The following is an 18,146-nucleotide window of genomic DNA, read 5'->3' as shown; positions in this document are numbered from 1 at the left end:
TAGGCCAGCTCATAGGCATAGGTTGAGACCAGTGCCTGTGGTTCTTCACACGATTAATGACACCCACCTGAAAGCTCTTATTTTTTACTTTTTGGAGACGGACACACTTCCAAGCAAGCGCCGTTGCGCCCACATCCCGGAACTCGTAGTATCCCCAAGTTGAGCTAGTCGCTGAAAACTGGAGTTCGGTGATCTATCCATAAAATAAACGAAGGAACGTTTATGTCATTTGAACGCATTCAAAATACCTCACTACTCGAAACCTCCCGCCAACGGATCTCTTGGGAAGAAGCTTTGCAATACCCGGAAATTGCCAGTTTGTTCGGTCGACCAGGCAAAACGGCAGCGTTGCACCGTGGGACCACGCCAAGCCGACTGTCCGGCCAGGATAGGCGTCATCGCAAGTTATGCCAGAAAGTCATGCTCACGGATCAAGCCTGCCGGATGTTGCGCAGCCTGAACGATTATGACCGTGAGAAGGTGTCGGAAGAGATACTCAGCCTCAGTGAAAATCCCAATGCTCCAGACCTGTCCCATCACCGCCATAATGGTTTTATGCGACTGAAAAAACAGCGGTATCCTTTTAAGGGCTACCACTATCTGATTAGATTTTCGGTGCTTGAGAACTGTATTCTGGTTGATGACATTTTTTACGATTTCGAACTGATGGCACCTCAACCCGTTGCGGCGATGGAACGCAATGCCCTTTACCGTATTGACCGGAAAAGTGATGCCCGATTTGAGGCTAAGCCAGATCGTGGAATCCAAGAGGTATTAGCTACAGCTTGGGAGACCGAAAAACAACGCCCGGTGCATCGAATTGAAACAAGGCATGCTGCTGTTAACGGAATGCAGAATGACTTGGTGAAAGCTTCTTGGCTGATGGGGACGCATGTGGATGTAGCTTACCGGGCCGACGCACCGAAAGAGTACACTCTTTTCCACAATCCATCTGAGGGAGGCGGAGAGGACTTTTATGAGTGTACTACTGACAAGCGGTTCCTGAATCCCAGCGTCAGATTTGGGCGGAATAGCTATAGTGCCAATGTTTCCCATTTGGCGGCAGTACTTCGAGAAACTCAACAACGAGGACATTCCACCCACTGGGTCGCCCATAGCCAGGGCGCCATCATTTTTGCTCGTGCAGTGGGCTTGCATAATAGTATTTACGGCGGCTCCCTTAATTGCCATAAAATCAGCCTGCATGGTGCCGGCTGCAGTATTTCCAACGCCAAGATGGTTTGCACTCAGGCAGGTATTGAGGTGCTGGCTGTGCGCAATAACCCCTTTGATATGGTACCAAATATCGCTGGTGGCAATGACCTGAGCAGAAGTGGACTCGCCCGATCAATTAAATTTAGAAAGCTGGTGCTGGGTGATGATTCACTTGCCAGTCCCCACACGCTTCCTTATCTCGGGATTGAGACTTATCATCACCAGCTATTAGTTACGGGTAATCATGACTACGCCCGACACGTGAAACGCTACATTGCAAAGGTAGAATCTACGTGAGGCAACTCATTCAGCGAAGCCTTCCCGTATTGCGAGGGGGGCCGGATTTTGGTGATTCCAGTCTATACGAAGTAGATTGCGGGACAGCTACCATTGAATTTCTGGCTACTCGCAGCCCTATTGATGGCCCTGGTTCAAAGGTTCCCCCGACGCGGGTTAATTTGGACTCCCCGCCACTGGAATTGCTGGAAAAGGCCTCGGAATCACGCACCGGGCACAGCCGAATAGTCTTGAATGCAGCCAACTGGATGTACGGCGGCCCCTGGTGGCGCTGTGGTCAGGAGCCCTACGTAGTTGTAACTCAAACATGGAAGATTGAACGGGTGAAAGGCGACCTATCCCTCGACACCGAAAATATTGAGGAATTAAAGGAATACTTGACTCAGGATTACGAGGCTTACTTTGAAAGTGAAGGTGGTCCAAATGCAGAGGTGCGGCGAGAGGCCTACGAGATCTTTGAGAAACGCAATGGCCCCATTGAGCTTCATGAGCGGGGTATCACCGCATTCATCAAGTCACGTACGTTAACTCTTCCTTCAGACTTCAAATTGAAGCGGATTGCAGAAACGGATTGGGTACGATTTACTTGGGAGCCAAAGTTCAAGGGACAGCCAAAAGCCATTTTCTACTGCACTATGGTTAACGCAAAAAACATCTTAACGGTAGGTTTCAGTTTCGTTCGGAGGACTCCTGACTCTGAAACTTACTGGCTGAAAACAGCGCTGAAAGATATAGACCGGGTTATGACGGGTACAAGGGTTAAGTATCGAAGCCTTTCCGCAAAGCCCTGAAGAAAAAGCATTCAGCGCTGTGATAGATAGCCGGCCGATTGTGGTCCATAGCGGCGGCATAAAACAGCACCCCGCAATACTAATGAATGCGAAAGTAAGCGAACATCATTTATAATGCAGTCCCTATTCACCAAGCTTATCGGATATCTCCCCTCATGCGCCACGAAGACGGTCGTAAACTCGACCACAAGACATTGGAAGCCCTCCGCATTCGCGCCGTGCAACGTGTGATGGATGGAGAGAGTCCTGAAGTGGTCATCAAGGCTCTGGGCATGAGCCGGGCGCGGATCTATGAGTGGCTGGCGGCCTATCGTGAAGGCGGCTTTGATGCCCTCAAGGCGAAGCAGATTTCAGGCCGACCGAAGAAGCTGACCGGAGACCAGATTCGTGAACTCTACACTTGGATCACCTCATTCACGCCGGATCAACTGAAGTTCGAGTTTGCGTTGTGGACCCGGGCTCGCGTGCGTGAACTGATCCGCCGGGAGTTCAATGTACGCCTGAGCGATGTGTCTGTTGGGCGCCTACTCCGGAACCTCGGTTTGACACCTCAGAAACCGCTGCATAGGGCCTACCAGCAAAACCCGAAAGCAGTGGAACAATGGAAGAAAGAAACCTATCCAGAGATTCAAAAAGAGGCCAAGAAGGCAGGAGCCACCATCTTCTTCGGAGATGAGGCCACCATTCGCTCTGATTATCACAGTGGCACAACCTGGGCCCCTGCGGGCGAAACTCCCCTCATACGAGGGACTGGAAGCCGCTTCAGTCTAAACCTGATTTCTGCCATTTCGCCTCGTGGAGAGCTGCGCTTTAAAACGCTGCAGGGCACCATGAATGCCGAGGTGTTTATCGGTTTTCTCAAAGCTTTGGTTCGGGATGCTGACAAACCCGTGTTCCTGATTTTGGACAACCACCCAGTCCATCATGCCCGCAAGGTCAGAGAGTACGTGGACAATCTCGATGGCAGGCTCCGATTGTTTTTCTTGCCGCCTTACTCCCCCGAACTGAACCCGGACGAGTCTGTCTGGGGCTACATCAAGTATCACCATGTGGGCAAGAAAGTCATCAACAACAAGGAGCAGCTCCGAGCTATCGTTTATCGGCAACTACGGCGATTGCAGAAATTACCAAAGCTCTTGAAGTCATTTTTCGGGCATCCGGACCTGGCTTATATCTCGGCGTAATGTTCGCTTACTTTATTTCGGATTAGTAGCTTAGCTAGCTCTCATGCCAGAAAAGCGGATTCTGACGAAGGGTGCCAGTGAAGCATAGTTTCAGACCGCCTGATAAGAGGCCTCGTAAACAAGGCAGGGTAACACTATCACCCGGCCCTTCCCCAAAAAGCCTTTTTCGTCCCATTCGCTGGGCGACTTTTATGAACATCCCGATAACACAACATTTCAAACAGGCGCTCTTCCCGTTCGGGAGTGAAGCCACACTTGCCGTCCCAGGTTTCCGGGTTCTCATAGGTGCCGAAGAGCATATCCCACCATACGATATCGCCATAGTTGTTCTTGTGACGACCGAACTGATGGTGAATCCGATGCATCTCTGGCCTCTGGAATACGTAGCCGATCCAGCGGGGCGTTCTGACGTTGGTGTGGTAGAAGAACTCACCAATGGCAGTAAAGAAGGTGTAGATAGCGCCCGCTTCAACGGACAGGCCCAGAAACGCGTAGACGAGCAGACTACCGATGATGGAGTTCACCACCATTTCGCCGGGGTGCTTGTAGAACGACGTGATGACCTCAAGCCGTCTGGGGCTGTGGTGAATCTGGTGAAAGAAGCGCCAAAGCACGTCTGACTCATGGCGCCAGCGATGCCACCAGTAGAACACAAATGTAGCGATAAAGTAGGCCAGAGCACCGCCAGCCAATGGCGACAGGTAATGGGAGAGTGAGACCACCGAAGCCCCGGATAACCACGTTTCCCAGGTAACCCCCGCCAACAGAACCACCCCCAGCTGGATGGCATTCACCAGCACGACCCGCCAGGGCCAGCTACGGATTTTCGGCAGCCGCCATCCCGGTATGATTCGCTCCAAAACAAAGCACGCCACAAACACAATGACGATAACCTCAAGCATCCCTGTCCCCTATGAATATCACCAGAAGAGAAGTCTAGGCTTTCGGCGATCTGTTTGAAGTTTTTGAGGAAAGGTTGTACCGAGCACTACCTTAAGTATCGATAGAAACGACTTTATCGTTCACAACCCCGTCGGCAGGCGTATTCGCCTGCATGTATCCACCTGCACCAACGCCCTATCAGGCGTGCTTTGGCATTCCTACAACCGGCTCCCAGCTCTCCGCCCAGGTATGGTTGGCATCCTCTCCCCGCGCTGCCAATGCATCAGTCAGAAAATCGATGAACACCCGGACTTTGGCCGGCAGGTAGTCACGCTTGGGATAGATGGCAAACACACCGCTGCCAGGCTCCGGGGGCCGGTAGTAGGGGTACAGCGACACCAGGGCACCGCTGTCCAGCCCGTCCTTGGCGAGGAAGTGCGGCAACTGGGCAAAGCCAAGACCGTCGGCGCACATGTACGCCATGGCTTCACCATCATCGGTGAGATAGCGGCGTTCCAGTTCATAGGGCTGGTAGTCCCCGGTCTCATCGGGCAGGAAGATTGGCTGTAGCTGCTGGGTCTCCTTGATGCGAAAACCAATCCAGGAATGGAAGTGAAAATCTTCGCGACGACGGGGTATACCGCACTCCTCCAGATACCGGGGCGACGCGCAGACCAGGAAGTCCATCGGGCTAAGTCGTCGGGCTACCAGGCGGCTGTCCTTCACATAGCCGGTTCGCAGTGCCACATCGATGTCGTTGTCGATGATGTCTGCATGCAGGTCATTGATTTCAAGCTCCAGACGGATGTCCGGATACTGAAGGCAGAACGCCCGCAACAAGGGACGCAGATAGAGGTGGCCGTAGCAGACGGCGGAACTGATACGCAGGGTGCCGCTGGGCGAGCGGTTGATCTGCTTGAGCTCTTCTTCACAACCCGAGAGGTCCTGCATCATCTTGCGCACGGTGCTGGCGTAACGCTCGCCAGCGGCGGTAATCCGCAGTTGCCGGGTTGAACGCTGGAACAGTGTCAGCCCCAACTGGGCTTCCAGGCGGCCAATGGCTTTGCTGACGGTGGACGGATCGCTGCCACACAGCCTGGCTGCTGCCGCGAAACTGCCGCCATCACAGGTGGCGATAAAAATTTCCAGTGACCGTAACTTGTCCATCAGACCAGTATAGCAACAAAGAATCATGAACATTATTCACGACTGTTTGGGGTGACAGGCCGATTTTCTCGAGCTTTCAGGTGCCTAGAATTCGTTAGCCAACCACGTACCTGTCTGGGGAAAACCGTTGAAACATCATGATCCCAATCCCATAGCCACCACCGGCACACTGGCCTACTGCCTTCTGGCATTTGTTGCTATGGCAGGCCTTGCCTACATCAACTTCCTGCCCGGCGTCGTTAATGCACTCGCGGGAAACATCGGCTTCAGTGACGCCCAGGCCGGGCAGATCGTTGCGCTCAACGGTTACGGCGGCTTGCTGGGCAGTGCCATTGCGATTGCCCTGATACACCGGGTGCGATGGCAATACGCCATGCTGACCTTCCTGACGCTGCTGGCCATGGTTGACCTGGCCACCGCCTGGGTGCAGTCCTACCCGTTGCTGCTCGGCTGGCGCTTTGGCGCCGGTGTGCTGGGCGGGCTCTGTGTCGGCATCGGGCTTGCGGTGCTGGCGCGATTGAACGATCCCGACCGGGCATTCGGCCTGCTGATGTTCGTGCAGTTCAGCCTGGGCTCCATGGTTATCTACCTGCTGCCTGGGCTGGAAATCGCCCTTGGCGCCCACGCCGTGTTCTACGTGATGGCGACCCTGGCGGCTCTAAGCCTGATGTTGCTGCCGTTCCTGCCCACCCTGCGGCTCGATAGCAGTTCAACCGAACCATCCTCCCCCTTGCCAGCCAATACGACGCTACTGCTGCTGGCCATCCTCGGCTACCAGGTAGCGGCCAGCGGGATCTGGGCTTACGTGGGACTGATCGGTCGTGATGCGGGCATGGCGGCCGAGTCGGTCAGCCAGTACATCGCCGCGACCGGCTTGCTGGGGCTGTTGGGCGCCATGCTGCCGGTGATCAGTGGCAAACGTTTTGGGCGCCTGTTCTGGGTGACCACCGGTCTGGCGATGTCGATGGTTGCAGCTGTTCTGCTGGACTACGCCCAACACACCGTCCTCTATGTTGCGGCGATGGCGCTGCTGTTTTTCGCCTGGCCCGCAGTGCAGTCGTTTCTACTGGCGGTTACCGCAGACATGGACCGCACCGGGCGACTTTCGGCCATGGCCGGACTCACCGCTTACGTCGGAATGGCGTCCGGTCCCCTGCTCGCTGCCAGCCTGCTCGAGCGCGACAGCTTTTCGGTCATGCTCTACAGCTGTGCAGGCATTTTCTTGATGAGCTTTGTGTTGCTGATACGGCCTGTTCAGGCCCAGGACACTCCGATGGGCGCCGTACCGCTTTCGCCATAGCCGGTCACACCCCCCCCCCTGATTCGTCACTCCTTACATCACCCTCTACTTCAACCCCACGTCACAGAAGGTAGCAACATGATCCGATATCTCTTGAACAAGATGCTGATGGCCATGCACCGGCGATACGACTATGACGTTCGCTACATGCAGGAAATCCTGCAGACCGACCTGTCCGCGTTCCTGAAATACCTGGGCTTTCAGATGATGGCGACCCATTCGGCAAACGTCCCTGCGGAACCGCTGTTTGCCGCCAGGGTGAGGGCGATCATCTGGGACGATTGCGGCCCCTGCACGCAGCTGGTGGTAAACATGGCGCTGGAAGCCAAGGTGAGCCCGGATCGGGTGCGCGCCATGGTGGACATGGACCTGGACAACCTGCCGGAAAGCACCGCCCTGGTGGCCCGCTTTACTGAGCTGGTACTGGCCCACAACCCGGAAGCGGATGAGCTGCGGGAGCAGATCCGCGCCCTGTGGGGCAGCAAAGGCCTGATCGCCATCGCCTACAGCATCAGTTCATCCCGGGTCTACCCCGCACTGAAATACACCCTGGGGTACGGACACACCTGCAGCCGTGTCCAGGTCAACGACCAGACATTGGCTCCAACCCGCTCAGCGGAGGCGCAACATGGTTAAGCAACTGATCACCGTAATAGCGTTTATCCTCGGGCTGGCCCTGTTCGCCAACGGTATGTTCATGCTGGTGGCGCCCGAAACCTGGTACTGGACCGTGCCCGGCGTACCGGTGCGAGGCTCGTTCAATCAGCACTTTGTGCGAGACATCGGCATCCAGTACCTGCTGATGGGCGTGGCGTTTGCCTACGGCGCCCTCAACGCCCGACCTCGGCTGCTGCTATGGGCGCTCCCCACCACCTGGCTGGTCGGTCACGCGATCTTTCATGTTCTGGAAGTCGCCACCGGCCTGTGTGGACCCGAGTACCTGCTGGTGGATTTTGCCGGGGTGACCTTGCCGGCGCTGATCAGTCTGGGGCTGTTTTATGGGCACTACCGAATGCAACGGGGGGCCAGCCAGGCTGTCAGCCACGCTGCCGCGCCCTCTGCTCCCCCGAAGCCCAAGTGACACTATAGTGAGGTACCGACAGCCAAATCCGACAGGAATCGCTAGCTACCTTGGAGCATCTGAATGACATTCTGCGCAGCCTTCTGGGCGGAAGCCGGGTTCTGGCCAGTCACCAGACGGCCATCAACAACCACGTTTTCTTCCCAGGCTGCGCCATAGACATGAGTGGCGCCACGTTCGACCAGCTCGTCCTGCAGCAGGAAGGGAACCACATCGGTCGTGCCCAACGAAGCCTCTTCCTCATTGGTGAATGCAGCAACGCGCTTGCCCGCCACCAGCAACTCACCACTGGACAGTCGCAGATTGACCAGCGCAGCATTGCCGTGACATACCGCAGACACAACACCCTGGTTCTCATAGATTGCAGCAGAGATACGGCTGATGTCGTCGTTTTCGGGAAAGTCCCACATCGGCCCAGAGCCTCCGGCAAACATAACAGCGCGATAGTCCTCCGGATCAACCTCCGCCAACGGAATGCTGCGAATCACTTTTGCCATTAACTCCGCGTCATTCAGGAATACCTGATGGAACTCATCTTCTTCTCTGAACGCCTTGGCATCGACCGGAGCCATGCCGCCTTCAATACTGGCAACATCCACGGTGTAGCCGGCCTCAGTAAACTCGTAGTAGGGGTGGGTAAGTTCCGGCAACCAGAACCCCGTTTTCTTGCCGGTATTCCCCAGTTCGGTATGGCTGGTCAGAACAATGAGTATCTTTTCCGGGTCTTTGTCTGAGCCTCCGGCATGGGCAAGGTTGGTGGTAAGCAGGGCAACAAACAGCAGGGCAATACTGATTAGGTGCTTCATGGTTCACTCCGGTGATCAGGTACAAGTTCACAAACAGGTCGATAGAGATCAAAAAAGAGCCTCTGACGTCGCTCTGCCTGGCAATCAGTAGGCGACCGTGAATCGTTGCTGGTGATGTCGAGGGGCTTCCGCCTCGTCGATCAGGGCGACAGCCAAATCCTCAATGGAGATACTGGAGTTGCCATCGGAATCAACGACCAGTTCGTCCGTGCCCAGGCGGTATTGACCGGTCCGCTCGCCGGCAACCAGGTTTGCAGGCGGGCTGAGGTAAACCCAGTCCACCGTGCTTTCTGTCTGGCAGGCCTCCTGCTGATCGGCACTGGCCCGACCAATGTGTCGAGCTGAGACCGGCAAGTAGCTCGCATCTTCCATCACCGTTCGACCGCCCGTCCCGGGCACGGTCAGGGTTGCAGCACCACCGACCACAATCAGCCGAACCTTGCTCCGGGCAACCCCGGCCATCAGCGAACGGGTGAACTCAAACACTCGTTCGCGATCACCCGCCGGCGGCCGGGTCGCGTTAACGACAACATCCTGGCCCGCCGTCAGCCTGGCAACGTCAAACGGGTCGGTAGCATCGCCCGCCTTGGCAATGGCAGCCTCCGGCAACGCCTCAAAAGTCCGGGCATCACGAACAACCGCTGACACCTCATGCCCTCGGGCAAGCGCCTCCGCGACAACCCGACGACCTACGTTTCCTGCGGCACCCAGTACGGTAATTTTCATTGGAGGAACTCCTTTTGAATATGATTTCGAGGTGGCGCTCTACGCCACCTTTACGGCCCGCAACGGGCCCGTTGGTTGACGCAGAGAACTTTATCCCGTTTCCCAGAAACGGATAATCCACTAGAATGGAAAATAACTGTTGAATTAGACTCCACAATAGAGCGAATTGATGAACGGATTCGGGGCCATTCCAGCCTTTGTTGCGGTGGTGAAGGGCGGTGGGTTTTCAGCGGCGGCGCGCGCACTCGGTGTTTCCAAGTCGGCGGTGAGCAAACGCATCAACCAGCTCGAACAGGAGCTTGGCGTTCGCCTGCTCTACCGGACCACACGCAAGCTCAGCCTGACGGAAGCCGGGGAACGTTATTTCGAACACGCGGAACAGGCATTACGGGCAGCGAGTCAGGCGGAGGACGCTGTTGCACAGCTGCAGGGGGAACCTCAGGGTAAACTGAAGATCAGCAGCCCGATGTCCTTTGGACGGCTCCACATTGCCCCGCTGATCCCCAAGCTCCTGAAGCGTTACCCCAAGCTCGATATCGAGCTGATGATGGACGACCGCCCTGTGGACCTGGTTGCCGATGGCATCGACATTGCCATCCGGAGCAGCTTCGGTGGGCTGCCGGATTCGGCACTTGTGGCCCGCAAGCTGGCGCCATTGAGACAGGCCGTCTTTGCATCACCGGATTACGGTCAGGAGCACCCACTGCCACGCACCCCAGCCGACCTGACCGAACACAACTGCATTCTGTTCAGCTACTCCCGGGACGCCAATGTCTGGACATTTGAGCACGATGGAACGGCAGAAACCGTCGAAGTGACCGGCAGCTATCGCGTCAACAACAGCGAAGCGATCCTTGCCGCCGTCCTCGAAGGCATCGGTGTCGGCCGGCTGCCAACCTTTGTCGCCGGCCCCCTGGTTAAATCGGGGCAGTTGGTTGACCTGTTCCCGAACCACCGCATCCCTGACCACACCCTCTATGCGGTGTTTCCCGAGCGCCAATATCTACCGGCGAAGGTAAGAGTGTTCCTGGAGTTTGCGCTGGAGTACCTGGGAGGGGATGAACCGTATTGGGATGAGTGAAGGATTACCTTCCCTCCCCCACCACCCGCACAAAGGCATGATCTTCCAGACCGGCTTTGGGGCGGAATAACGCAGCAGGACGGCCGCGGCCTCCGGGCGGCGGGGCTTCACCGGACTCCTCCAGGATGTCGGCACTGAGGATGCGGCGACGGAAGGACTTCTTCTCCAGTGGTGTGCCAAGCACTTCCTCGAAGGCCTGCTGTAATTGGGTCAGGGTGAACGGTGCATCCAGGGTGTGGATGGGCAGTACCGTATAGGCAGTCTTGCTGCTGAGCCGTTTGCGGGCGGCCTCCAGCAGGTGGTTGTGGTCGAAGGCAAGGTCCTGTTGCTGAGCCGATGGCAACGGCCACCAACGGGCGTCGGTCACGGTCTCGACGAATTCCGCAGTGGGAGCGTGAGCCATCAGAGCCATATACAGCACGGTGACCGACCAGCCACGGGGGTCTCTGCTGGCGTCGCCACTGGTGCAGACTTGTTCCAGGTAGGGGGCATTGATGCCGGTTTTCTCATGCAGCTTGCGGCCGGCCGCCTCACTGAGATCCAGGTCACTGTCGGTGTTGATAAAGCCACCGGGCAACGCCCAGCGGCCTTGGGCCGGATGGTTGCCCCGCTGCACCAGCAACACATGAAGCTGGCCCTCAATCAGAGTGAAGATGGCGACATCCACCGTCACCAATGGGCTTGAATAGTCACCAGCCTGGTAGTTCGCCAGGTAGTGTTGTTCATCCATGCTGTCGCTGTTGGCCATGGGCTCCCCTTGCAATTTAGTGGCTTTATGCCAACAATAACACAGTTCCAGCCCAGAACTGGAAACCAAGACGGCCGGACAGACCGGCCGCAAGATTCACCAGCAAGGAGCTTGCTGCATGCAACGTGCTTTCGATTTCACGGTGTTTATTGGTCGTTTTCAACCCCTGCACAGCGGTCACCTTCACGTTATCCGCTCCGGTCTGGAGCAGGCTGACAAACTGATTCTGCTGATCGGCTCCGCCTGGCAGGCCCGCAATGCCCGCAATCCCTGGACCCATCAGGAGCGGGAGCAGATGGTGAGAGCCTGTCTCACCAGCGAGGAAAACAGCCGCCTGCTGTGCCTGCCGCTGATGGACGCGCCCTACAACGATGAGGTCTGGGTGCGGAACGTCCAGGCCACCGTCGCCGGCCTGGCCACCGCCCACTACACCACCCCCCACCGGGCAATGAAAACCGCACTGATCGGCCACAGGAAGGACGCCACCGGCTTCTACCTGAACCTGTTTCCGCAGTGGTCCAGCCTGTCGGTGGACAACCTTGAGAACATCAGCGCAACCCCTTTACGGGAGCGATTCTTCAGCGATGAACCGGCAACTCTGCTGCCGCAACTGCGTGACAGCGGTGTACTGCCTCCGGAAGTGGTCGCCTGGCTGGCAGACTTTGCCAGCACCAATCCGGGCTACCAGCAGGTGCGGGATGAACTGGCGTTTGTTCGCAAGTACCAGTCGGCCTGGGAATCAGCACCATACGAACCTACGTTTGTGACCGTGGACGGCGCGGTGGTGCAGTCCGGTCATATCCTGCTGGTGGAACGCCGGGCCAATCCGGGCAAGGGGCTCTGGGCGCTGCCCGGCGGCTTTGTCGACCCCGGTGAGCGCCTGCTGGACGCCTGCCTGCGAGAGTTACGGGAAGAAACCCGTCTCAAGGTGCCAGCACCGGTGCTGAAAGGCTCTATCCGCCAACAACGGGTGTACGACGACCCATACCGTTCCGCTCGGGGCCGCACCATCACCCATGGTTTCTACTTTGAATTGGCGCCTCAGGCAGAGCTGCCCAGGGTAAAAGGCGGCGACGACGCCCGCACGGCGCGCTGGGTGCCACTGGCGGAACTCGATCCCCAAACCATGTTTGAAGACCACTACTTCATTATCCAGGACCTGATCGGGGCCGCCTGACGGCCACCGGACAACTCAGGGAAATAAAGCTTGACCTAATTAGTGGCCCTAGGCCAATATAGCTTCATCGGGCAGCAAACAAACCCGTGCAGCGGAGCGCTGCCAACGGCGCCGGATAGACCAGCGCCGAACACCACTGACTGGAGGATTTCCGTCATGCGTAACCTGATTCTGAACACCGATTCCTACAAGACCTCACACTTCCTGCAATACCCGGCGGATACCCGCTTCATCTCCAGCTACATCGAATCCCGGGGTGGCGCCTACCCTGAAACCGTGTTCTTTGGCCTGCAGGCGTTCCTGAAGGAGTACCTCAGCCGGCCGATCACCACCGCCGACATTGATGAAGCCGACACCCTCTGCCGTGCCCACGGCGTACCGTTCAACCGGACTGGCTGGGAGTACATCCGCGATGCCTACCAGGGCTATTTACCGATCGAGATTGAAGCGGCGCCGGAGGGAACAGTGGTCCCGACGGGCAATGTACTGGCTCAGGTGGTCAACACCGACCCCAACTGCGCCTGGCTCAGCAGCTATATTGAGACCGCCCTGCTGCGCGCTGTGTGGTACCCCACCACCGTGGCCACCCGTGCCAGAGCCTGTCGAGACATTATCGAAAGCGTCATGACTCAGACCAGTGACAGCCTGGACGGTCTCGACTTCAAACTGCACGATTTCGGAGCCCGCGGTACCAGCTCGGAAGAAACCGCTGCACTCGGCGGCATGGCCCACCTGCTGAGTTTTGCCGGAACGGATAACCTGTCGGCGATTGTCGCAGCGCGGCGCTATTACCAGGCCGACATGGCCGGTTTCTCAATCCCGGCGGCAGAGCACAGCACCATGACCAGTTGGGGCCGGGACGGCGAGGCCGCCGCCTACGCCAACATGCTGGAACAGTTTGGCGGAGATGGTCGTACGGTGGCCGTGGTCAGCGACTCCTATGACCTGTGGAACGCTATCGACAATCTCTGGGGCGACACCCTGAGGGAGCAGGTCATCCAAAATGGCGGCACGCTTGTGGTGCGGCCGGATTCCGGCGAGCCGGTGGCGATTGTTCCCGAAGTCATTGAACGGCTGATGGCCCGATTCGGCTTTACCACCAACCACAAAGGCTATCGGGTATTACCGCCGTTTGTGCGGGTGATCCAGGGCGATGGCATCAATACCGACAGTATCGCCGCCATCCTTGCCGCCATGACGGCCAGAGGCCTGAGTGCCGACAACATCGCCTTCGGCATGGGCGCCGAACTGCTGCAGAAACTCAACCGGGATACCCAGAAGTTCGCCATGAAGGCCTCGGCCATCCAGGTCGGCGAACAATGGCGGGACATCTACAAAGACCCGATCACCGACCCGGGCAAACGCTCCAAGCGGGGGCGCCTGGCGCTGATTCGCGACGGTGACTGTTTCAGCACGGTGCGAGCGGAGGCATTGGCAGGACGCAGCAACGAACTCAGGACAGTGTTCCGCAACGGTGATCTGGTCAATGCGGTGGACTGGCACACCGTCTGCCAGCGTGCACGTTCCTGAGCCTGCTCCGAAGTAGAGGGCGCCTCTGAAGACCAAAGATGGCCGGACTCAAACCGAGGCCTCCAGGTCTTTGTCGATACCCTCATCCACCACCAACCTGGCTCTGGCCAAAGCCGTGAAGATATCGGATGGGCGCAGGCCGATGATGGCTCGGAAAGTATGAGACAGATGCGCGGAATCGGTGAACCCCGCTTCCAGTGCGGCTTCGGTCAGTGACCAGCCCCGGGCCACCCGTATCGCGGTGACGAACAGCCGGTGCCATTGGCGGTAGCGTCGGATCGGCACCCCCACCTGCTGGCGGAAGAGCTGTACCAGTCGTGGGGCAGACAGATTGACGGCCCCGGCGAGTTCGGTGACCGGGCAGTTCTGTGCCACGGACTGGTGAATCAGCGACACCACCCGGGCAACCCGGTCATCCACCACTGGATAGGGGATGGCGCCCGGGTTGATCAGCGTCTCCAGAGTGCGGAACCCTTCGCTGGCAGCAATGCCCGGGTCAAGCATTTGCCGGAACAAACGCTGGAACTCTTGCTCTCCAGGCACCCGCTGACAGACACCGGCGTTGCACTCAAGCATACGGGGTTCGAGCAGGGCATGATCCTGTCCCAGCGCATCCAAGTAGCAGGTGCCAATAAGCCGGTCGCCAGCATCGACCCGTACCCGCTCCCCGGGCTTCAGTAACAGGCTGGTGCAATAGCCCGGACCGGGCATGTCCGGAGTCTGGTACTGCAGCAACCCGTCCAGCGCGACGGTCAGTGAAGCGGCTGCCAGGTTGAACTCTATGGGCCGGGCCAGACGCCCCACGTACACGGTCCGCCGTGGCCAGAGGTAGAGGGCGCAGTCGGGCGATGGGTGGGCCATCGTCATAGTCGGTTTTATCGTTGTTGGACCAGTGTGCCGAGCTTAGCCGAAACCCGACACCCTGCAGCCAGCGTTCATGCACATTCGTGACCTGAGCCACGTTTCCGATCACTGCGGGTAACCGTTATCAGTTCTTACAAGAAGCCCGCTTCGCCCCTGCCCTATGGTATCGCTCACTGATGGTATCGGGCCTTCCCGTCCGGCAGTCACCATCCGCCCGCCAGCTGACACAGCAACATAGGATCAGCCGGTGGCCACACCAAACAACAACAATTGAACAAGGGAAGACCATGAGAAAAGTAATGATCGCCGCTGCAGCCGCAGCCGGCATGACTGCCACCCTGTCCGCCCAGGCCGGTTTCTTCAGTAACTGGTTTGATCGCAACGACGCCGAAACCCGTCACCCGATCGCGCTGGTGCCAGGCATCTTCGCCTTCGACACCATCGCAGGGGTGGATTACTGGTACCGCATTCCCGCCGCACTGGAGTCCGAGGGCGCGACGGTATTCATCCCCAGGATCAACGCCTTCGACAGTTCCGCCATGCGCGGTGAACGACTGATCGAGCAACTCGAGGAGATCCGCGCGGCGTCCAACGGACAGATTGAGAAGTTCAACCTGATTGGCCACAGCCAGGGAGGCCTCACCTCCCGCTATGTCATGAATGTCCGTCCAGACCTGGTCGCCTCGGTGTCCACCGCCCACTCCCCCCACAAAGGGTCGCCGCTGGCGGATGTGGCAACAGGCATTGCACCGGAAGGTACATTGCGGGGCATCACCTTCGAGGCCTTCTCCAACGCCGTTGGCAACCTGGTCAACCTGCTGTCCGACAACCACCATGACCGTGCCGATGTCAACGCCATGCTGGCCGAGTTCAACAGCGACGGTTCCGCTGCTTTCAATGCCCAGTTCCCCGCCGGGGTGCCAGAATCCGCCTGCGGCGAAGGGCCGGCGGAAGTCACCATCAATGGCCACCCGATCCGGCTTTACTCCTGGAGTGGCACCGCTACCTTCACAACGGGCCTGGACCTGTCCGATGCCCTGTTTGGCGCCACCAGCCTGGCCTTCGAAGAGGCCAACGACGGCGTCACCGGCCGCTGCTCCAGTCATTTTGGCCAGGTGATCAAGGACAACTACACCATGAATCACATTGATGTGAACAACCACGTCCTGGGTCTGGTGTCACTGTTCGAGACCCGGCCCGAGACCCTGTTCCGCAATCACGCAGTACGCCTGAAACAGGCCGGTCTCTGAGTTCATTGCGGAACCATCAGTGAGAAACAGTCCCCCGGCGAAATCGGCCGGGGGAGAGGAGCCGTCCAATGCCGCCCCGAATTCAGATACTCGCGCTCACGGTCCCCAGCTTGGGTTTGATCCTGGGCCTGTTGTTGCAACCGACCGCAAAACCGGACGACATGCCATCACCCTCCAACCCTCTTGCCGAAAGGCCAGTGCCATCGATCAGCCAGGGCACTGGGGCTTCGGGAGGGATACCAGCCTCCACCTCACTACCGTCATTACCATCTCAGCCGCTGCCGCCACTCCCCTCGCACCTGGCTGATGCGCAGCCCCGCTTTCGGCTTGCGGTGGACAACGACGGCAACCTGCGGCCAACCCCCGACGTGCGACGCCTGTTTGATTTCTACCTCGCCGGCCTGACCGACGAGCCGCTCGAACTGGTCATGACACGCATTCAGCAGGCCCTGTCCGACGAACTGGGTGACCAGCCCCAGGCCCTTGCCCAGGCCCGGAACCTGCTGACACGCTACATCGACTACCGCCTGGCACTGGACGATCTTGCCGGAGCAACACCGCCGCGGCTGGCCACAGGGGCATTTGATCTGGAGGCCCTCCGCCAGCGCCAGCAACACCTGCAGACACTGAGGGACACCCAATTCAACGACGACGAACAGGGCGCGTTCTTCGCGCTGGAGAGCCGCCAGGACGAACATCTGCTGACCTACATGGAGATTGCTCAACACCCTGGCCTACAAGAGGACCAGCGAGCTCAGGCGCTGGCAGCCCTGGAGCACTCGCTGCCGGCAGAACTTCGCCAACTCCGCCAGCGGGTCACCAGCCACGCCGAGCTGTACCAACACACCCGTCAACTTCGGGACCAGGGCGCCAGCCCGGCCGAGCTCTATCAGCTCCGGGCCCAGACCCTGGGCGACAACGCCGCCGCCCGGCTGGCCGAACTTGATCGCGAGCGCCAGCACTGGCGGCAACGCCTGGACACCTTTGTCGCCGATCGCAATCGTCTGCGCCAGTCCGAACTGCCGCCGGCAGCCCAACAGGCAGCTATCGATCAGCTGATCGAACAGCGGTTTTCCGCCACCGAAGCCCTGAGGGTTCGGGCGCTGTCACCCGAACTATGACCAGGCCCGGGCGCCCTATTGGACGAGAGAGTTTCTGATTAGCTCCGAAGGCGAAAAGACTCAAACAGAGGCGCCAAAGCCTGAACGACCTGATCCTGGTCCGCCGGACCGGGCCGGCGACGGGCCAACAGTGGATTCAGGCACTGATCGGTTCCAGCAATCTGGATCGCATAGTTGGATACACCCTGCTGCGCCAGGCATACCCCCAGCTTGATGATGTCGGCGGCGCAATGCAGCTCGGGGTGCCAGGTGGTGCGACATTCAAAGGCGAGACCGTGTTGCAGCAACAGCGACAGCGCCCGCCAACTGGCAGGACCGCTGCTGCGGCTGGTGGTAATGGCAGGGTAGCCGGCCGGCAGCGCCTTGATGTCGAGGCCGACCCAGTCCAGCCAGGGCAAAAGCCGTTGCAGTCGATCGGCGTCCGGGGCGCCGGTGTGCATTCCCACCCGGAAGCCAAGCTGCTGTACCTCTGCCATGGCGGCAGCCAGGCCGCGCTGCGACAGTGGCTCGCCACCGCTGAACACCACCGCCTCCAGCCGATGCCGTCGTCGTTGCAGCAATCGGCGCACGTCCGTCCAAGCTGGCGCCCCAACGTTAGCTCGACGGGAGATGAGGTGCGGGTTGTGGCAGTAGTGACAACGCCACGGACAGCCCTGCAGAAACACCGTGGCGGCCAGTTGTCCCGGGTAGTCGACGGTGGAAAAAGCCACCACCCCACCGAGCCGTAAGCCGTCGGCGGACGAGCGCTTGCCGTCCGCCGTGGCCAGATCCTGCGCCGTCATGACGCCCGGAAGGGTTTCCGCTCACGATGCTCCGAGCGCTTGCCGTGGTTGAAGGAGGTGACCGGGCGGTGGTAACCCATGACTCGGGTCCAGACTTCACAGCGCTGACGACGGGACGGTTCAGGTTTCTGGTTCATGGTGGTA

19 protein-coding genes are annotated in these 18,146 nt (G+C 58.6%); 11 read left to right on the top strand and 8 right to left on the bottom strand.

Features of this window, described 5'->3' with window-relative positions:
• Nucleotides 1–222: 222 nt before the first annotated feature.
• From J2887_RS03830 to J2887_RS03820, 3 genes are all read left to right on the top strand, one after another.
• Complete coding sequence (locus tag J2887_RS03830; protein WP_227174169.1) at nt 223–1,512, top strand: hypothetical protein; 1,290 nt, start codon at nt 223–225, stop codon at nt 1,510–1,512.
• A complete protein-coding gene (locus J2887_RS03825; protein ID WP_227174168.1) occupies nt 1,509–2,303 on the top strand; it encodes a hypothetical protein in 795 nt (264 codons plus the stop codon). The genes J2887_RS03830 and J2887_RS03825 overlap by 4 nt, the downstream gene beginning before the upstream one ends.
• 155 nt (nt 2,304–2,458) lie before the next feature.
• Nucleotides 2,459–3,487: an IS630 family transposase gene (locus J2887_RS03820; RefSeq protein WP_227174166.1), complete on the top strand. Its 1,029-nt coding sequence runs from the start codon at nt 2,459–2,461 to the stop codon at nt 3,485–3,487.
• 137 nt (nt 3,488–3,624) lie between these two features.
• On the opposite strand, the gene J2887_RS03815 is transcribed toward J2887_RS03820, so the two are convergent.
• Complete coding sequence (locus J2887_RS03815; RefSeq protein ID WP_227174164.1) at nt 3,625–4,389, bottom strand: sterol desaturase family protein; 765 nt, start codon at nt 4,387–4,389, stop codon at nt 3,625–3,627.
• 178 nt (nt 4,390–4,567) lie between these two features.
• Nucleotides 4,568–5,536, bottom strand: a complete 969-nt coding sequence (locus J2887_RS03810) for a LysR family transcriptional regulator (protein ID WP_227174163.1) — start codon at nt 5,534–5,536, stop codon at nt 4,568–4,570.
• Between the two features lie 127 nt (nt 5,537–5,663).
• Between J2887_RS03810 and J2887_RS03805 the strand changes: the two genes are divergently transcribed.
• The 3 genes from J2887_RS03805 to J2887_RS03795 all read left to right on the top strand — a co-directional run bounded on the left by J2887_RS03805 (nt 5,664) and on the right by J2887_RS03795 (nt 7,917).
• Nucleotides 5,664–6,836 (top strand): MFS transporter, encoded by a 1,173-nt coding sequence (locus tag J2887_RS03805; protein ID WP_227174162.1) that lies wholly within the window; start codon nt 5,664–5,666, stop codon nt 6,834–6,836.
• Between the two features lie 78 nt (nt 6,837–6,914).
• Nucleotides 6,915–7,472 (top strand): hypothetical protein, encoded by a 558-nt coding sequence (locus tag J2887_RS03800; protein ID WP_227174161.1) that lies wholly within the window; start codon nt 6,915–6,917, stop codon nt 7,470–7,472.
• The gene (locus J2887_RS03795) at nt 7,465–7,917 is read left to right on the top strand and encodes a hypothetical protein (protein ID WP_227174160.1); all 453 of its coding nucleotides are present in this window, start codon (nt 7,465–7,467) and stop codon (nt 7,915–7,917) included. The genes J2887_RS03800 and J2887_RS03795 overlap by 8 nt, the downstream gene beginning before the upstream one ends.
• 41 nt (nt 7,918–7,958) lie before the next feature.
• Here the strand turns inward: J2887_RS03795 and J2887_RS03790 are convergent, their stop codons facing one another.
• Together J2887_RS03790 and J2887_RS03785 are read right to left on the bottom strand one after the other, a co-directional pair.
• A complete protein-coding gene (locus J2887_RS03790) occupies nt 7,959–8,723 on the bottom strand; it encodes a type 1 glutamine amidotransferase domain-containing protein (protein ID WP_227174159.1) in 765 nt (254 codons plus the stop codon).
• A gap of 84 nt (nt 8,724–8,807) precedes the next feature.
• Complete coding sequence (locus tag J2887_RS03785) at nt 8,808–9,449, bottom strand: NAD(P)-dependent oxidoreductase (protein ID WP_227174157.1); 642 nt, start codon at nt 9,447–9,449, stop codon at nt 8,808–8,810.
• A 169-nt stretch (nt 9,450–9,618) separates the two neighbouring features.
• On the opposite strand from J2887_RS03785, the gene J2887_RS03780 reads away from it, so the two are divergent.
• Complete coding sequence (locus tag J2887_RS03780; protein ID WP_227174155.1) at nt 9,619–10,530, top strand: LysR family transcriptional regulator; 912 nt, start codon at nt 9,619–9,621, stop codon at nt 10,528–10,530.
• A gap of 4 nt (nt 10,531–10,534) precedes the next feature.
• Here J2887_RS03780 and J2887_RS03775 read toward each other — a convergent pair whose 3' ends face one another.
• The gene (locus J2887_RS03775) at nt 10,535–11,278 is read right to left on the bottom strand and encodes an NUDIX hydrolase (RefSeq protein ID WP_227174154.1); all 744 of its coding nucleotides are present in this window, start codon (nt 11,276–11,278) and stop codon (nt 10,535–10,537) included.
• Between the two features lie 118 nt (nt 11,279–11,396).
• On the opposite strand from J2887_RS03775, the gene J2887_RS03770 reads away from it, so the two are divergent.
• Both J2887_RS03770 and J2887_RS03765 read left to right on the top strand, forming a co-directional pair.
• A complete protein-coding gene (locus J2887_RS03770) occupies nt 11,397–12,455 on the top strand; it encodes a bifunctional nicotinamide-nucleotide adenylyltransferase/Nudix hydroxylase (RefSeq protein WP_227174153.1) in 1,059 nt (352 codons plus the stop codon).
• A 156-nt stretch (nt 12,456–12,611) separates the two neighbouring features.
• Complete coding sequence (locus J2887_RS03765) at nt 12,612–13,985, top strand: nicotinate phosphoribosyltransferase (RefSeq protein WP_227174151.1); 1,374 nt, start codon at nt 12,612–12,614, stop codon at nt 13,983–13,985.
• 48 nt (nt 13,986–14,033) lie between these two features.
• Here J2887_RS03765 and J2887_RS03760 read toward each other — a convergent pair whose 3' ends face one another.
• The gene (locus J2887_RS03760; RefSeq protein ID WP_227174150.1) at nt 14,034–14,852 is read right to left on the bottom strand and encodes a helix-turn-helix domain-containing protein; all 819 of its coding nucleotides are present in this window, start codon (nt 14,850–14,852) and stop codon (nt 14,034–14,036) included.
• 284 nt (nt 14,853–15,136) lie between these two features.
• Here J2887_RS03760 and J2887_RS03755 point away from each other — a divergent pair, with 284 nt between their 5' ends.
• The gene (locus J2887_RS03755) at nt 15,137–16,099 is read left to right on the top strand and encodes an esterase/lipase family protein (RefSeq protein WP_227174148.1); all 963 of its coding nucleotides are present in this window, start codon (nt 15,137–15,139) and stop codon (nt 16,097–16,099) included.
• Nucleotides 16,100–16,431: 332 nt separating this feature from the next.
• Nucleotides 16,432–17,220 carry a lipase secretion chaperone gene (locus J2887_RS03750; protein ID WP_227174147.1) on the top strand — a complete coding sequence of 263 codons (789 nt, stop codon included), beginning with the start codon at nt 16,432–16,434 and terminating at the stop codon, nt 17,218–17,220.
• 38 nt (nt 17,221–17,258) lie between these two features.
• Here J2887_RS03750 and J2887_RS03745 read toward each other — a convergent pair whose 3' ends face one another.
• Both J2887_RS03745 and nrdD read right to left on the bottom strand, forming a co-directional pair.
• On the bottom strand, nt 17,259–18,002 hold the full coding sequence (locus J2887_RS03745; protein ID WP_227174146.1) for an anaerobic ribonucleoside-triphosphate reductase activating protein: 744 nt from the start codon (nt 18,000–18,002) through the stop codon (nt 17,259–17,261).
• Nucleotides 17,999–18,139 (bottom strand): anaerobic ribonucleoside-triphosphate reductase, encoded by a 141-nt coding sequence (nrdD, locus tag J2887_RS21705; protein ID WP_267461610.1) that lies wholly within the window; start codon nt 18,137–18,139, stop codon nt 17,999–18,001. The genes J2887_RS03745 and nrdD overlap by 4 nt, the downstream gene beginning before the upstream one ends.
• Nucleotides 18,140–18,146: the final 7 nt, after the last annotated feature.

The sequence above is a fragment of the Marinobacter sp. CA1 genome (assembly GCF_020546665.1).
Lineage (GTDB): Bacteria > Pseudomonadota > Gammaproteobacteria > Pseudomonadales > Oleiphilaceae > Marinobacter > Marinobacter xestospongiae.
This window is presented reverse-complemented; position numbering and strand designations above follow the sequence as displayed.

Bases quoted from the DNA above. Each gene is read 5' to 3' on its own strand.
- J2887_RS03820 (WP_227174166.1), top strand. From the start codon at position 2,459: ATGCGCCACGAAGACGGTCGTAAACTCGACCACAAGACATTGGAAGCC.
- J2887_RS03815 (WP_227174164.1), bottom strand. From the start codon at position 4,389: ATGCTTGAGGTTATCGTCATTGTGTTTGTGGCGTGCTTTGTTTTGGAG.
- J2887_RS03830 (WP_227174169.1), top strand. From the start codon at position 223: ATGTCATTTGAACGCATTCAAAATACCTCACTACTCGAAACCTCCCGC.
- J2887_RS03745 (WP_227174146.1), bottom strand. From the start codon at position 18,002: ATGACGGCGCAGGATCTGGCCACGGCGGACGGCAAGCGCTCGTCCGCC.
- J2887_RS03795 (WP_227174160.1), top strand. From the start codon at position 7,465: ATGGTTAAGCAACTGATCACCGTAATAGCGTTTATCCTCGGGCTGGCC.
- J2887_RS03760 (WP_227174150.1), bottom strand. From the start codon at position 14,852: ATGACGATGGCCCACCCATCGCCCGACTGCGCCCTCTACCTCTGGCCA.
- J2887_RS03775 (WP_227174154.1), bottom strand. From the start codon at position 11,278: ATGGCCAACAGCGACAGCATGGATGAACAACACTACCTGGCGAACTAC.
- J2887_RS03770 (WP_227174153.1), top strand. From the start codon at position 11,397: ATGCAACGTGCTTTCGATTTCACGGTGTTTATTGGTCGTTTTCAACCC.
- J2887_RS03790 (WP_227174159.1), bottom strand. From the start codon at position 8,723: ATGAAGCACCTAATCAGTATTGCCCTGCTGTTTGTTGCCCTGCTTACC.
- J2887_RS03780 (WP_227174155.1), top strand. From the start codon at position 9,619: ATGAACGGATTCGGGGCCATTCCAGCCTTTGTTGCGGTGGTGAAGGGC.
- J2887_RS03800 (WP_227174161.1), top strand. From the start codon at position 6,915: ATGATCCGATATCTCTTGAACAAGATGCTGATGGCCATGCACCGGCGA.
- J2887_RS03810 (WP_227174163.1), bottom strand. From the start codon at position 5,536: ATGGACAAGTTACGGTCACTGGAAATTTTTATCGCCACCTGTGATGGC.
- nrdD (WP_267461610.1), bottom strand. From the start codon at position 18,139: ATGAACCAGAAACCTGAACCGTCCCGTCGTCAGCGCTGTGAAGTCTGG.
- J2887_RS03755 (WP_227174148.1), top strand. From the start codon at position 15,137: ATGAGAAAAGTAATGATCGCCGCTGCAGCCGCAGCCGGCATGACTGCC.
- J2887_RS03765 (WP_227174151.1), top strand. From the start codon at position 12,612: ATGCGTAACCTGATTCTGAACACCGATTCCTACAAGACCTCACACTTC.
- J2887_RS03785 (WP_227174157.1), bottom strand. From the start codon at position 9,449: ATGAAAATTACCGTACTGGGTGCCGCAGGAAACGTAGGTCGTCGGGTT.